The organism is Candidatus Zixiibacteriota bacterium (assembly GCA_040753495.1).
Taxonomy (GTDB): Bacteria; Zixibacteria; MSB-5A5; order GN15; family PGXB01; genus DYGG01.
Map to the genome: position 1 here is coordinate 1 of JBFMEF010000022.1, position 16,234 is coordinate 16,234.

Annotated in this window: 8 protein-coding genes and 1 tRNA gene; 2 read left to right on the forward strand and 7 right to left on the reverse strand. The window is 50.7% G+C overall.

The annotated features are described in order from the left end of the window. The 3 genes from AB1690_01340 to AB1690_01350 form a co-directional block, all read right to left on the reverse strand. Nucleotides 1-3,758 (reverse strand): PAS domain S-box protein (locus AB1690_01340; GenBank protein ID MEW6013944.1); only part of this gene is annotated, 3,758 nt, incomplete at its 3' end. A gap of 97 nt (nucleotides 3,759-3,855) precedes the next feature. After that, nucleotides 3,856-5,973 carry a C10 family peptidase gene (locus AB1690_01345; protein ID MEW6013945.1) on the reverse strand — a complete coding sequence of 706 codons (2,118 nt, stop codon included), beginning with the start codon at nucleotides 5,971-5,973 and terminating at the stop codon, nucleotides 3,856-3,858. Between the two features lie 202 nt (nucleotides 5,974-6,175). Continuing rightward, entirely contained in the window at nucleotides 6,176-8,455 is a 2,280-nt protein-coding gene (locus AB1690_01350; GenBank protein ID MEW6013946.1) for a carbohydrate binding family 9 domain-containing protein, read from the reverse strand. Nucleotides 8,456-8,897: 442 nt separating this feature from the next. Between AB1690_01350 and AB1690_01355 the strand changes: the two genes are divergently transcribed. After that, complete coding sequence (locus AB1690_01355; protein ID MEW6013947.1) at nucleotides 8,898-10,361, forward strand: aldehyde dehydrogenase family protein; 1,464 nt, start codon at nucleotides 8,898-8,900, stop codon at nucleotides 10,359-10,361. A gap of 53 nt (nucleotides 10,362-10,414) precedes the next feature. On the opposite strand, the gene AB1690_01360 is transcribed toward AB1690_01355, so the two are convergent. The 3 genes from AB1690_01360 to AB1690_01370 all read right to left on the reverse strand — a co-directional run bounded on the left by AB1690_01360 (nucleotide 10,415) and on the right by AB1690_01370 (nucleotide 12,882). Further along, a complete protein-coding gene (locus AB1690_01360; GenBank protein ID MEW6013948.1) occupies nucleotides 10,415-11,119 on the reverse strand; it encodes a hypothetical protein in 705 nt (234 codons plus the stop codon). A gap of 200 nt (nucleotides 11,120-11,319) precedes the next feature. Then, nucleotides 11,320-12,123, reverse strand: a complete 804-nt coding sequence (locus tag AB1690_01365; GenBank protein ID MEW6013949.1) for an ABC transporter permease — start codon at nucleotides 12,121-12,123, stop codon at nucleotides 11,320-11,322. A gap of 12 nt (nucleotides 12,124-12,135) precedes the next feature. Then, nucleotides 12,136-12,882 (reverse strand): ABC transporter ATP-binding protein, encoded by a 747-nt coding sequence (locus AB1690_01370; GenBank protein ID MEW6013950.1) that lies wholly within the window; start codon nucleotides 12,880-12,882, stop codon nucleotides 12,136-12,138. 423 nt (nucleotides 12,883-13,305) lie between these two features. On the opposite strand from AB1690_01370, the gene AB1690_01375 reads away from it, so the two are divergent. After that, nucleotides 13,306-16,023 carry a FlgD immunoglobulin-like domain containing protein gene (locus AB1690_01375; GenBank protein MEW6013951.1) on the forward strand — a complete coding sequence of 906 codons (2,718 nt, stop codon included), beginning with the start codon at nucleotides 13,306-13,308 and terminating at the stop codon, nucleotides 16,021-16,023. Nucleotides 16,024-16,116: 93 nt separating this feature from the next. Here the strand turns inward: AB1690_01375 and AB1690_01380 are convergent. Next, a tRNA-Met gene (locus AB1690_01380) sits at nucleotides 16,117-16,190 on the reverse strand. Nucleotides 16,191-16,234 lie beyond the last annotated feature (44 nt).

Here is a 16,234-nt window from a genome sequence, read left to right on the forward strand (position 1 = left end):
GGATGGCTGTTCAAGAACTGCTCCCTGAGATAACCGGTCATTTCGATGAAAAGCTGATTGGCGAAAAGTATCCGGTCGCGGGTGGCAATGAGAATTCCCTGAAGAGAATGCTCGGCGAGGTGACGGAATTTAGCCTCACTCTCCCGAAGAGCTTCTTTCATCAGATGACGCTCGGTGGTATCGCGGGCGATTCCGAAAATGCCGGTAATATTTCCGTTTTTAATCTGCGGGGATGACACAAATTCGGCGTTCCGGTGGGAGCCGTCTTTTGTCAAGATTCTCAGCTCGTACATCGGCAGCGACTCGCCGGCGAGAAGCCGGGCAGTGGTCTGTTGCGCCAAGGCGGCGTCATCGGGGTGGATTATCGGCAGGAAGTTTTTCCCCAGCCATTCTTCGATTTTCCATCCGGTGGCTTTTTCAAATGAAGGATTCAGGCTGGTAATGACACCATCGGGAGAAAGGGTATAAATAACGTCGATAGCGTTATCGACCAGATTGCGGTATCGCTCCTCAGATTCGCGGAGGGCAATATTCGCCAGAGCCAGCGCCTGTCGCTCGAGATTCAAACGCTCAAGACTGCGCAGCTCATTGACTTTCTTGGCAACAATGTCAACGAGCTCTTCGAGTGCGATAATAATGTCCGCATCGGGTCTTCTGCCGTTAAAAGGAGTGTCAACAGAGAGCCAGCCGTCGTAATTACCCTGGGCGCTTAGAATCGGAACAAAGAGCTCATCACCGGGACGCCAGGCATGGTCGGAATTCCCGCGAGTACCTTCCTGGGGAATTGCCCGCTCCAGGTCGGTAACCCCCAGCCCTTCTTCTTCCGGCACAAAGTAGGAATAGCTGATGCGGTATTTTTCCTGAGTCATTCGTTGCGCCATTTCACTGGAGGGGGCTTTTGCCCGGCGCGCCTGCCCGACGATGGCGGGGTCAAGTCCAACCTGACCAAGATTGATTATCTCACGCTGCTCATTGTGCAGGGTAAGAACAGCCCGCTTGAAAAGTTCCGCCTCCTTAATGGCGAGACAGCCCAACTCGAGACAGCGGTCGACTGATTCAGCTGTCCGCAAGCCGGTTAGAAGGTCGAGCCGGGCTTTGGCGCGGATTTCGTTGCGTTTGCGAGCGGTAATATCAGTGGCTATGGACAGGTAAAAAGAAGTCGGCGAACTCGACATCAATATCGGCTGGGCATTAACCCAGTACCAGCAACGCCCTTCTTTGGTATCGTAGGGGACTTCCAGCGACATACTCTTGCCGCATGCGAAGAGGTTGTCGATTATGGCGCTCATCATTTGCGCCTGCGGTCCCAGCGGCAACTCCTCAACTTTCCGGCCGACAAAATCCTCGATGCTACCGCCCAAAGCGTTGGCGGCCGCTTTATTCAGAATCGCTATTCGATGATTGGAATCTATCATGGTAATGACTTCGGTCGCGTTCTCAATCAGGAGTCTGTATTTTTCTTCGCTTTCACGGAGGGATTCACGGAATCTTTTCCGCTCGGTGATATCATGGCCTATGGCGATTGCAGTCAGTTCCCCTGTGACCGGGTCGAATTGCGAGGAATTGGACCATAGAATATGCCTGATATCTCCTTTCTTGGTAATAATCTGGCCTTCCAGCCGGTCCGACGGATGGGCTCTGACCCACTCGGTGAAATCGTCAAGTCCCGGATGGCGCATCGACGGTGGGAGCATCAGCTCAGGCCACCGTTTTCCCAGAACTTCCTCCCGACTGTATCCGGTCACCCGTTCGCACTCGTCATTGAAGACAGTAATTCGCGCTTCGCCGTCGAGACAGAGAATCAGGCTATTGGATGTTCGCAGGAGAGACTGCGTAAAGTCCCGTTCCTTGAGAGCCAGTTTCTGCGCTTCAATCACCGGAGTGATATCTGATGCAATCGCCAGTACTGACCGGCATTTGCCATCGGCGCCGAACAGGGGCTGAATGCTGATGCGGAAGTAACGATGTTGCCCCTGGATAATGGTCGGCTCCTCCAAAATCCTGCCCCGGCAGGAATCAATAACGTCCCTGATATTAGTCATCTGGCGGTCGGCAATCTCTCCCGGGAAAAAATCCCACATGGTCTTTCCGGTCAGTCCCGAGGATTTTCCGCCCAGGACCCCGGCGGCGTGCTCATTCATAAAGACGAACCTGCCGTCATAATCAACCGAAAATATGGAGTCGCCCGCTCCCTCTACGAGCGTGCGATACACCTCTTCACTCTCGCGCAGTTTGATGGCGATACGAAGGCGGCGGTAGTTTACAATGATTATTCCGACCAAAAGAGCCAGCAGCGAAAGCAGGATATAGATATGGTATTCCCAAAAAATGATAGAGGCTAATTCAAAGACGGTGCGCCGTTCAATTGTTCCGATAACGGCGCAATTGGGCCCGCCCAGCACAAATCTGGTAACGTTTCCCTGATTATCGTACTCCAGCGGTTGAAACATCATATTGGACAGGGCATCAATTCCCCCCAGCTTCTTAAATCTGCGGCTGTACAGGTCCACCCCGCCGGTCCGGCTCATCACGAATATCGGCTCGTCTTGACCTTTGAGGCGGTATCGTCCCAGCATATATCCAAGATTGGTAGGGTTAGATTCTGCCAGCACAGCGAGAGTGGAGTCATAAATTACCAGGCGACCGTCATTCCAGGTAGAGTAAATCTGGTTTCCCGGCAGTTTGCCATAATCCGCTAACCAGGAGAAGATTAGTCGGCCCGGCGCCGTAGAGGAATACAGAATTTCAGCGTTCTCATCAATGATTACCAGCCTTCTTTCTAAAGTGGCCATAGAGGCGGTGTCGCGATAATCTATTAACGGCTGCGATAGATGCAGACAAAAGCGCCGACGGCTGTCATCAATAGGAATAATCATGGAGCCGCCGTAGTCGCCGGCGACTATTTTGTTAAATATTACCTCGCCGCGATTGTCGACTTTGGTCAGGTATCCGTAAAGGTCACTGAAATATTTGTCGGTGACGCCGTTTTTGGGACCGTAAGAAGTGAAGAGCACCGAGGGGGTTTCACCGGCGCATTTTACCAGGCATCCTTCTCCTATAACTGATGCCACCGGCAGCGACCATTCTATCCGCATCGCCTCCATATCGACGCAGAATAGAACTCGCGGTTCCAGATCACGTCCCGGTGTGACCTGAACGAATAATTCGGCGGTGCCGTCATCATCATAATCAGTGAAGGCTACGATATTGACAGACGGCTCCCATTCGCCGTTGCCGGTTCGGTCAACCCCGGAAGTCAGATAGAGCAGCGCGGTTTTACCTTCTATCAGTATATCTTTGAGCACAAAGGCGGAATCATTGCGAAAGCAGCCCCCGGCAAGACAGGTTTTTTCTATCCGGGAATCGAAGTACAGACAATAGTCGACAATCGTAATGTAAACCGGGTCTTCGTCAATAACGGTCCACGAGGTCAGGTCCTGCACCATTATGGCAGAGGGAGTATCGTCATTGAAGCGTTTATTAAAGACGCGGGTGATGATTGCCTTCTTATGAAGCGAATCGCTCGGCTGCATTACCTGCAGGGGATTGAAAGATACCCTTCGCTCTGACCCGTAATTGACGGTTTCGAGGGCTTGGAGTTTGAAAGGAAGAAGAATTTCCTGGCGGTTATAATCGATGAGTATCCGGTCGGCGGCAAGGGCGCTTCCGAAAAGTATAACAACGATGGAGACGGTTAATAGAGCCGCCCTTGGCAGATTTATCCTGACGGCAACTGGTATGAATGCCCGAAAAGACATCAAACTGAAATCGCGCAGTCCGGCTCATTCGGTATCGGCAATTGCCGCGAAGTTGTCGGGACCCGGAGTAGAGTCCGAGGCAAAATTCAAATCATGATTACGGACAAGCCGGCGCCGGTCCACTCTTATATAAATAAGTTATCAAATAGGTCGCATCCAGAATATTGACGGTGCCGCTGCCGTTGGCGTCGCCAGCCATTATCGGCGCCGGAGAAGGTCCTCCCCGGAAGAGAAACGCCAGCAGGAAGGTGGCATCAAGCATGCTGATATCACTGTTGCCATTGGCGTCGCCGCACGTGAAGGGAAGCGATACCAGGCCGACATCAAGCTTCGGCGTATATTCGAGCACCGGTCCGGCAAAAATGGGGAAATGGGTGCTGAAGCCGTCAAACTTAATCTGTCCCAGTTGTGTGGCGTTTGCCCCCGCCGGAATATTAAAATATAGTTTCAACACCGGTCCGTATCCGGGAGCAAGGTCAGGAGTGCCGGGAGAGGTATTGAATATGTAAAAGACCCCTTGACTGTTGCTGGGGTCATAGACCGGCATGGTTTTCTGGTCGAAACCGGAGGTGCGGCAGCCGTCAAAGGAATAGTTGGCGAGAGTCATTCCGAGGTCGCCTTCAAAGGTGACCGGAATTCGCAGGCTTCGCAGGGGCACGGTATTGCGGACGTTGATGATGACTTCCACCTGAGTCCCGGCGGTTCCCTGGGCATCAGCGGCGGACAGTGTATCAGCCAGAATAGTAATATACTTGGTGGCGCGGTAGGTACGGTTGTCAGCGCCGGAGACAACTTTCAAAGTGACATCGTACCGTCCGGGATTGCTATAAGTATGGACGGGCGATTGCACATAGGCGGAATCGCCGTCGCCAAATGCCCATATCCACTGGTCGGTGGTCGGAAGAGTACTGCTGCCGGTGAAACAGACGTCAAGAGGCAGATAGCCCCAGGTGGTATCGGCGGAAAGAAAAACTCCCCGGTCAGGAGTAATCTTGGTAAGCATCTGCTCCACGGTAGGTGAGCAGCCTTCCCAGTTGCAATAGAGGTCATCTATGGTGTACCAGGAATTATTGCCGCCGCCCCAGCCGTAATTCATATGCACCTGGTCGATAGGAAGAACCGATTGCCAGCCGTCGCAAACAATCGAGTGCAGGCTGATTTTGTATTGGATAGGCCGGTCGGCTTCAATTTCCGCTTTTATCATATCAGACCAGACCCGCACGCCATATTGATTCCGGTCGTGCAGCTCTATTATATCGAGATAACGGAAGTAATCAGGAAAAACATACCGGGCGTTGGAGGTATAGGCGCCGGAGCCGCAACGGCCATAGTCCATTGAAAAAGCGACCCCAACTTCATAATTCAATTCCGCCAGGGCATTTTGCTGCGCAGGGCTGCAGGTCGGGCTGCAATTATTGGGGATATTGTCCCAGTCATACGGGTCGGTGAAGTCCGCCGTCAAGAGCATGCCCGGGGTGTAGCCATCGCAGGAATTATCTCCATTCCACCAGTAGGTTCTGGTGCCGGTTCCCTCCATAGGCCAGCGGTGATATGCCAGAATTTGCGCCGCGGCAGTAGCCACGCAGCCGACAACGGTCCGGCCGCCATCGCCAATCGGGCAGAAATTATTGTATGGTGCGCTCTGGTGCCAGACCGTAGTCAAGAGAGGACCAACCGTCTGCATAGCGGCGACTTTCCGCAAGGCCATGGCGGCATTGAACTCCGTCTCATTAAGAGCATAAAGGTTCCACATCTCCCGTTGCGCGGGACCATAGAGCGGGTTATCAGCCGGCTGCACGGCATCAAGAGCACCGTACCGCTGAACAAAAAGCAGGTTGCGGTCGGAGAGCACCTCGCGAATCATTGCCGCAAAACCATCGATTTCATTTATATCAAGGTCGTTCTCGTCGGAGTAAGCTTTTATCGGCGCCAGTTCTTTGAGAATCGGCACGATGACATATCCGACCGGCTCAATGGCATAGAATCGCCCTACGACTTCGCCGGCGGCGGTGATTTCGGACTCCGAAATAATCTGCGGCGCCGCCGACCCGCCCCAGCTTCCCCGCTGCGAAACGATATAAGATAGCCAGTTGCGGCAGGCGTTCTGCATCTCTTCCGGGTCGGCGATTTCACCCCGGGCCGGTAGAGTATTGAACAGAATCAGTATGAACGTCAGAGCGACGAGGGCGAAAACAGACCTGAATTTGTCGGACATATCTTCCTCAGATTTTCTAAATTGTATTTAAAGCGGACATATCGAGGCATTTTAGAGAAATATAGTTACAAATCGATTTATGTCAAGTCAATACCATAGACGCTGCGCAAGAATGACTTTGCCGTGAAAATCTATACAAAAGAGGAATGAAAAAAGGGACATCGCCTGGGATGTCCCTTTAACCAAAAACAGGAGGATGACCTCAGATCTGGAATAGATACTGAAGTTTCATAAAATATTGCCGGGAGCCGAGTCGCCATTTAGCCGGCAGGTCACGGTTTTCGGCGAAATCGATATAATCGTAACTGGAACCGGCATAAAAAACCGAAAAGGGGCTGAGACGATAGGTCAAGAGCGGGTCAACATCCCACCAGCCGTCAAAATCGTCGTACTGGAGGACCAGTCTCAAAGACAATTCCCGAGTAGCCTGGAAAAGGAGCCTGGTACGGCTGATATATCCTTTATAGAGCTCAATTCCGGTTTCGGTATGATAACTGGCGAGATAACTCAAAGTCGGCTCTATAACCAGGCGGTCGATTGGCTTGAAAGCCAGTTCGACATTGACGGCGGTCTCAGTGCCGGTAGTCATATAGCGACGGGCAAGGGCTTTGCCATAATGAACAAAGATCCCGGTTCCGAGCATATTCCCGAATCGATTGTTGATACTACCCTCCAACCGCCAGAGACCGCCGAAATCTCTCCCCCGCCAGTTCTCGGAACTTCCCTGATAGAAAAGGCCGAGCGAGGTCTGCGCCATCCGGAAATTAGCAAGCGCCCCAAAGTTGAGATTCTCATTCAGGCGAACCTCATCAAAGTTCCAGCGGCGGGACAGATACAGCTGTGGGGTAAGCCGCTCGAGAATGCCGTTGGCAAAATAGAAGTTATACATGTTGAAAAGTGAAAGATTGCGGTAGTTGACGACCGGGTCAAAGCCGACCTGGGTCCGATAGGATGGATTAACCTGGTTGTAATCAAGAACCCAGCTCCAGTTGCGGGCGTTGCGGCGCAGCCGGGAAATGAAAGCCGTCCCCCAATATGATTCACCGTCAAGGGCAAGAGTCTTGGTGCCGCGGTCGATAGTCATTCCGGCGAAATTGGAGGTGAGTGACGGCTTATCCGGCTCGCCGGTGTAGGTCAGAATATATTGCCCATCAATGCGAAAGTTACGGGTGAGGCTGATATCGTAGTCAAACGCCCCGACACTTGCCGAACCGTCACCTTCAAAATTGCGCTGGCTGAGCATGATTCCGAAGCGGGAATTCTGGCCAAAAGTTTGCGCTCCGCGGAAAACCCCTACCATGCTCTTGCCGGTATTGAGCAGAAGACTGGACTGGTCAAGGGGGATTATATAGGGAGTGTTCTCATCCTCCGCCACTAAAAGAGCAAAACTGCGCCGGGCGGTTCGTCCGGCTATCTTGGCGGCAAACTTGGGGTCATTCACGGTTCTGGTATAGAAGGAATTGAAGAGAGTGCGAAAGATGTCGCTTCCCTCTTGAAAGAACGGGCGCCGTTCCGGATAGAATAGAGCGATGGTGGTATTAACATCAATCTGAGCGGCATCAGCTTCAATCTGGCTGAAATCGGGGTTGTAGGCAGCCTCAATAGTAATATCGGAATTGACGGCATATTTGCCGCCGAGAGAAAGTTCGGCATCAGGGTCCTGATTGTCGAATTTTGACTCGGGGTCGCCAAAATCGCTTTTTAATCCGGACTGATTGGCAACCAGCGCCGGAAGGAACTCCACGCCCTTACCGGGGCGGGCGTCAGCAATACCGGAAACGGTGCCCCACTGGCAGGGCCAGCATTGCTCGTTGCGGTCGTAGGCCGCCCAGGAGTACTGCTTGAAACTCTCGCGCGGCCGATTCCGCCAGAAATCCATTTTCCAAGACTGGATATTCTTGTTGGGAAAACGGAGACTGGAAAACGGAATGGCAATCTCCACCTGGTACCCGGAATCGGTAATCTGCGCCGCCGATTCCCAGATAAGGTCGAATCCGAAATCCTCGCCCCCCACAGAGGACCAGAGGGCATCCTTCTGCACACCGTATGGATTGACATAGAACTCATAAGCGCGGGTGGCATCGCCGTAAGTGTCGATAAGAAGGCCGGTGGCGTCATCGCCATAAAACTGGTCTCTCTGGCACATGGTCGCCCGCAAGTCGGCCACGTTGTCAAAGCAGATGAAGGCGACATATAATTTGTCTTCATCGAATGTAATAAAAGCCCGGGTTTCCGCCTCCGGAAGCGTATTTTCGCCAGGGTTTCTTTCTACAAAATTCTCGACTCGCCCGGCGGACTGCCAGCCGACATCGGAGAGATTGCCGTCAATATTGATTTTCCCGCCCGTGCGGAAAATATCCAGGGTAGGCTTGAATATCGGCTTAAAACTTTTGCTGGCGAGGGACGGTAGGGAGAGTAGCAAAAAAGTCAGCACAAGAAGGCAGGCTGTCTTTCCCGGGGTAACAAGGGAGCGATCTGACATAGCGCCATTCCTTTCATACAGATAATGATATTCGATTTAGCGGGATATAATCCCGATATCAGCGGCTGGTTTTAAGCCGAGCAGAATCGCCGGTGGCTCAATACAAGCCCTGGCTCGCTCTTTTGTTCCCTGTTGACAGTTTACGGATATCATCAGAATTTGTTCTTGAAATTTTGGCAAATATTCGATTCGTTCTATCATATCTGGTAAGATTTTGTCACTTTATCGTTTAGTCGGCCGGTAGAGATTCACAGATTCTGCGCTGTTAGCGAGATGGGGAGATGCAATCCAAATTAAAAAGGTCTAAAAAATCTAACTTGCCTTTTTGGCGGGATGATGTTCATTTACAGCTCAGGGACTGTGAGAAAGCCGGTCTGGACGGAAAAGATCGTATTTAATGCAAGTTTGGCAGGATTAATAGCAGCGCGGAGCAGTTTAAGTTATGGCGAATGCGTCAGTAAGAAATGGTGTAGATATTGACGGCATCATGGATAAGGCAACACGGGCGGCGGCCGCTTTCAGAACCTATTCCCAGGAAGCGACCGACCGGATTGTAACGGCCGTCTATCATGCCGGATTCAATAACCGGGTTCGTCTAGCCAGGATGGCGCATGAGGAAACCGGTATCGGCGTCTGGCAGGATAAGGTTATCAAGAATGCCATCGCCACCCGGTTTGTCTATGAAGATATCAAAAATATGAAGACAGTCGGTATCATTTCGGAAGATCCCCAGAATGGCGTAATCGAAATCGCTCAGCCATTAGGACCGATTTTCTGTGTCACTCCGGTCACCAATCCAACCTCGACGGTACTGTTCAAAATCCTGATATCTCTAAAGTCGCGCAACCCGATAATTATTCGTCCCCACGGCGCGGCAAAAAAATGCTCCATTGAAGCGGCAAGGCTATGCTATGAAGCGGCTCTGGCGGCGGGAGCGCCGGAGAATTGCATCCAGTGGGTAAAGAATTCGACCGAAGAGGAGACACTTCAGTTCATGCGGCATCACAGGACAGCCCTGGTTCTTGCCACCGGTTCGACTTCGCTGGTGCGCGCCGCCTATAGCTCAGGGAATCCGGCGTTTGGAGTCGGCCCCGGGAATGTCCCGGCTTTTATTGGCAGGACTGCCGATGTCCCTTTTGCGGTCGAGCAGATATTTATATCCAAGACGTTCGACAACGGTACTATCTGCGCCAGCGAGCAAGCCCTGGTGGTCCGGTCATGCCATGTTGAGGCGGTGATTGAAGAATTCAAGAAACGGAAAGCCTATTTTCTCTCAAAGGAAGAGATAAAGAAACTGGAGTCGGTAGCGTTCAATTTAACGACGAAAACCATGCGGACGGAAGTTATCGGACAACCGGCCCCCAGAATTGCCGAAATGGCAGGATTCTCGGTGCCGCCCGATACGACATTGCTGATTGCGATATTAGAGGAAGTCGGCTTACACTCCCCCCTGTCACTGGAGATTCTGGCGCCGATACTGGCGTTTTACATAGCGAACGACTTTGAACAGGCGGTGGAGCTCTGCCGCAAGATAAACCATAATGGCGGCCTGGGGCATACTATCAGTATTTTTTCCAACAGTGAAGAGCGGATAATGCATTTTGCCTCCGTGATGAATGCCGGCCGAATCCTGGTTAATACCCCGGCGTCGCACGGCGCCATGGGGGGAACCTTCAACGCTCTGCGTCCCTCCTTAACTCTTGCCTGCGGCTCGGGCGGGAAAAACATAACCACTGACAATATCACCGCCCGGCATCTCCTCAATATTCAGCGGGTGGCGCGACGTCAGGTGCACCCCTGTTTTCGCCCCGAAATGATTCAACTTTGTCTCGACGAAAGCATCGATGCCGAGTCATTCGAGCAACACTGTCACCGTCGGAAAAACCAGGACCACGAAAAGTCTTAGGCCATCACTGCGGATGTCCCGACCGGCGGCGCGACAGTCGGACTCGATTGCCCCTAACGACTCAGGGGTGGCAGGGGTCCTCCCGTGACCGATTTCAATCCGGGCTGATGGACCGATATTGCCGACGGCGGGTCGGACATCTGCCAGTTACTGGGATTGCTTGGGTCGCCGCTGCGGTAGGTCACACGCCAATAAAACTCTATCGGCACATAGTTAGCCCAGTCGGAGCTATAATACTCCAGATAGCCATAGATATCATAGACATTGGCGGAAGGGTGCGTAATTTCCATTTGAGAGGGAGTAATGTAAAAGATATACCCATCCCCCCAGCCATATTCCTGGCTGACAAAGTCCAGTACCAGCGGGTCGGTATGAAACTCCATGGCGGCGACAGCCAGAGGCGAACTGGGAAGATATTGGGTTTGAAGGAAGGTATCGATGATAACAACGGTATCATACCGGTCCCGATAGACCAGCACCGTATCATGAATTATCGTGGTAATTCGGATGGTATCATGAATGACGGAATTCTGATAAATGGTGTCGAGCAGGAAGATGGTGTCGCGATGGTTTATATAGGAAGTATCGGAAGAAAAGATAGTGTCAATCATCCGGACCGTGTCGGGGGGCATTTCGATATATTTGGTGTCGTGAACATACTCGGTAGTCTGCACGATTTTTTCCTTATCGCATCCCCAGAAAAAGAGAAGTAGAGCCAGAAAAGCCAGCCCCGAGAAAAGCCACGTATTGCTGCGCATGATTCTCTCCCTTCGCTTATGCGAGATTTATCCAATCAGATGGAGCGCAAGCGCCTTGCCATAGAAGGGCGAATCTAAAATTATTTTTAACGAGTTGCCGCCGATAAGGTTAGAAAATACCGCTCAATCCGGTTTCTCGACGATTGCCATCTGATGAGCAATAACCTGCGGAACGATTCATTCTTTGTCAAACCTGCCGGTTAGAATGATTCGGCGCTGAACTGGACAATACTCCCATTCTCGAGATTGCGGCGATAAACATGCAGGAACAGCAGATATGCCGATGCGAGATAAATGAGTGCCAGAAGCGCGGCAATCAGCAATTGCGCCATAATCGCCGCCGAAAGGGATTGACCGGAAACAACGGCCCGGACACTCTCAAAAACATAGGAGGCCGGAATGATTTTGGCAACCAGCTGCAGAGGCGACGGGAGTGTCGCCACCGGGTAGAAAACGCCGGAGAAAAGCGATAGCACCAGAGGGATAGGCCAGCCGAGCCATTCGGCAGTTGGACCAAGACGGAAAATCAGTCCCGAGACAACCACCCCCATAGATATCCCGAATACAAAGAGAATCGCCAGGGATGGTAATAGAAGAATTCCGATGATTAAGATATTATATCCGAAAGCGATGGCGGCGACGATGATGACCATAAGGAAGCCCAGAAGTCCCGTGGCAAGGCTGGTAAGAACAGAGCCGCTCAGATACTCAATGAGCCGCAGCGGCGAGGCAAAATAATTGATAAAATTCTGGCTCCAGACATCCTCCAAAAATCCGGTCATCATCCCCTGCTGGACGCGGGTAACAAATTCCCAGAGGATGATGGCGCCAAGAATGACGGTGGTGAAACTGAATGTCGCCTGTCCCATGGAGCCGAGATATTTGCTGATAAATCCCCAGAGAGTGACATCGACCAGCAGCCAGAGAAAGACGCTTGCCAGGCGGGAAGGGTTATTCCGGATAAGATAAATATGCCGAAGCGACACCGCGCTAATTCGAGCCAAAGACATTGAGCGCTACTCCTTCAGTGAAACCGGTTCGCGGGCAACCGCAATGAACAGTTCCTCGAGGTCTTTCTTGCCGTTTGCTGACGGCAAAAGGCGCGGGTCGCCCGACAATAAAATCTTCCCGTGCGAAAGAAAAAGAACCCGGTCACAGACTTCTTCAATTTCCCGCATATTATGGGAGGTCCAGAGGACGGCGGTGCCGGTACTGTCGACATAACGACGAACCTTCTGCCGTATCTGCAGGGCAATACTGGGGTCAAGGGAGGCGGTCGGCTCATCCAGCAGAAGCAGGCGCGGATTGTTGATAATCGCTTTGGCGAGACTGAGGCGGCTCATCTCGCCGGAAGACAGCAAACCGGCTTTGACATCGGCAAACTCAGTCAATTCGAATTCGGCGAGCAACTCTTCCACTCGTCTCTTTGGTTTCGGAACTCCGTAAAGAAGAGAGAATACGCGAAGATTCTGGCGGACAGTCAGGTTGGGGGGCAATTTGGCATAAACGGCGGCAAAATTCAGTTGCTTGCTGATATCCGCCCGGTAAGCGAGGGCGTCTTTCCCGAATATCTCGATATTTCCTGAATTCGGCTTCAGAATCCCCAGAATCATATTGATGGTGGTCGATTTGCCGGCGCCATTGGGACCGAGCAGACCGACAATTTCGCCGGCATTCACGGTGAAACTGATATTGTCCACAGCCCGGAGGGAAGCATAGTTTTTTGTCAGCAGATTCATTTTCAGTGCAGACAGTTGGCTCATATCACAATATGTCCAATCACTTGCCCATAGCAAATAATATTATACATATCTTGACAGCAGACACAATCTCTTCATTTCGTCAGCAAAGGTCAATAGATTTCAGTTATCTAATATAGTTGAGTCATATGCAGCATATCGAATTGCAATTACCATTGGGATTCAGGTTTTCGTGGGTGCGGTTAGACAGGGTCGAATGCCTCAGGTATTCTTAGCAGATGGAGCCCAATAGGGTTTTTGACTTGACAAAATGGATAATGCCGATATATTTTGTTATAATTCGCCCGGATTCTTACAGGGTGTAATTCCTTTTGAATGATATTCTATCGATTTCTGTAAGAGGAGTGTCACTCAGTAATTAAGTCAGGCCAGAAGGTCGGCTTACTTCTGAATTACATCATCGATTCCTGAAAGGAGAAATCTGTCATGCGCAGTAGGACGATTAGGGTGAAATTCACTTGGCCAGTTATACTGAAGGCTTTCCTGCTGCTTTCTGCCCCCTTTGCCCACGCACAGGAAGCGAAAGACTGGAAAGTGAATGACGATATATCAGAGCCGGCTAATTCACAGCTTTTTCCATCAGTCGCGATGAGCGCGAGTGGCTGGTTTATTATCACTTGGGCCGACGGCAGGAGACCAGGCTGTTCTGACATCTACGCGCGGATCTTTAACAGCACTGGCGTTCCCCAGGGTCCAGATTTCAAGGTAAATGACTCATCTTTGCCTGATGACTTACATCCAAGATCAGCGACGGTTATAAATTCGGAAGAAATAATAATAGTGACTTGGGAGGAATATCGGGACGAGCCATGGGGCGCCCAAATCTGGATGCAAAAATTTGATTCCTTAGGGAATCGCATTGGAGAAAATCAAAGAGTTGATACTTTTGGGGCTTGCGTCGAACCGACTGTCGCTGTCAGCAATACAGGCAAAGTCGTGATAGCGTGGAGGTCCCACTCTATTAGCGCCTGGGCACGGCTGCTTGATAAGAATGGTGTCCCGTTGGGCCCCGAATTCAAAGTAAGTGATGACTTAGGGGCAACTTATGGAGGCGACCCCACAGTCCAATGGCTCGGCGACGACAGATTCTTGGTGGCCTGGTCGACCTCAAGGAATAATAACAATCAGAATGCAATCTACGGGCAATTGTACGATTCTTCTGCCATTCCCATAGGTACGAATTTTCAAATGAGTGATTCGGGTATTGACGCTCATTACCCTTCTTTATCACTCGACTCTTCGGGTACTTTATACCTGGCATGGAATGCCTTCTTTGATGGAGCTTACTTGAAGCGCTTTGATTCTAATGTTTCACCGATTGGAGCCGCGGTTAAGGCCAGTGAATCCAATATGAGTACACAACCTTATCCTGTAGCAGTGGCTCAATCCGGCAACCATGGAGTCGCCCTCTTCTGGTACGGATTTACTCTTTCTGGACCTTTAAGATATAAGCATCATCAATATATGCAGAGATTCGACCCCACCGGCCAATTCAATGGGGGAAATATTATCGTTTCTGAAGTCAGTCAAAACGGTGGTATGTCCTTTGTCGACGTCGCCAGCGATTTGGCGGGTAAATTTGTCGCTTGTTGGTCTGATGGCAGAAATGACTTATACTTACCCAATGCAAACTTTGACATTTTTGCTCAGATGTTTTCTCCTCTGGGTGTGAAAATCGGGGGAAACTTTAGAGTCACCAATGATGCTGGCACAGGAACACATCAGTCTGCTTCTATCGCACCTTTGGGTTATTGCAGCAGCATAATAGTTTGGGCGGATAACAGAAATAATGAGGGGAGGTTTAATATATTCGGCCAGATTTATGGTATGGACGGGGCGCCGGAAGGAACCAATTTTAAGATCAATCTCGACACGGTTAAATCCCATTCGACAGTTAATCCCGCCGTCGCCGCCAACAATGCGGGTCGATTCGCCTCATCCTGGGAGAAGAAAATAAATTTAAGTCCGGAGGGGCGGTTGTATCTTCGGATATTTGATGAAGGGGGTCTGACATCGGTAGAAGAAATGGTCATAAATAGTGAGACCGATACATTAGGGTATAATGTTGCACTGGCAATGGACGAGTCCGGAAGAGTCTTTGCAGTTTGGGAAGATAAGCGGAATGGAAAACTGGAAATATTCATGCAGAGAATTAATTCTGCTGGCAACCTCATGGGCTACGATATAAAAGTCAATGATAATGATAATGTCGCTTCCAGTTTCGATCCGGAAATAGCGACTGACCCGTACGGAAATCTCTTGGTCACATGGACTGAAGTCGATTCTATCACAGATCGCCAAATAATGGCCAGATTATTTGACCGCGAGGGAAATGCCCGCGGTGCGTGTATTATAGTCGGAGTCGATCATGGCTCAGAAAACGATAACAGAAATTCATACACGGCGTACGTAGGCGGCGGGAATTTTGTTCTCGCCTGGAACGATTATAATCAGGCAGATCCCGCAATACTGGCACGGATTATTGATACGTCTGGCACAGTCATCAGTGATACAATGAATATTTCCGCTGCATCGCTCACCAGTCGGATAACAGACATCAGCGCCGACGATTCGGGGAATTTTGCCATCGCAGGATTAGTGGGTCATAGCGATCCTTACTATAACTGGACTAATGCATTTAGCCGTGCCTATGGTATATCCGGTTCACCAAAGGGAAATGTCTTGGAACCCGACTCTTTATATTGGGTAAATCAGAAATCCCCGGTGGTGACTATAAATGGGCGGAAAGTACTTATGGCTTGGGCCGATCCCCGTCGTTATGGAGACTCCAGTGCTGATATCTTCGCGCATCTTTATGAATTAATCCCGACGGGAATTGATTACGAGGCATCGCAGCCTTTGCCATCAGAGTTACAACTTGGCCAAAATCATCCCAATCCTTTTAATCCCATTACCAGCATTGAATTCCATCTTCCCGTACGGTCAAATGTCGCCATAGAAATTCTAAACCTGCTTGGCCAGCAAGTGCGGACTCTTGTAAACAGAGATTTTCCTGCCGGGTGGCATAAAATAGAATGGGACGGCACAAACAGTAGCGGTCAATTGGTAGCATCAGGAATATACTTATACCGCCTTACTTCGGGTAATAAAGGGGTTGCCCGTAAGATGGTCATGCTGAAATGATCACAAGCCTTAGTCTTGGTCGTCGCTTTAGAGTCAACTGAATCAGTGCGAGTTTCCGTGCCCTGAATTTTGGAAAACGGCCGGATAAAAAAATAGCGGTGCAGGGATTCGAACCCCGGACACGCGGATTATGATTCCGCTGCTCTGACCAACTGAGCTACACCGCCATTACTCTACAAGGGGAATAAATTTAACATTTGACCGCTAAATG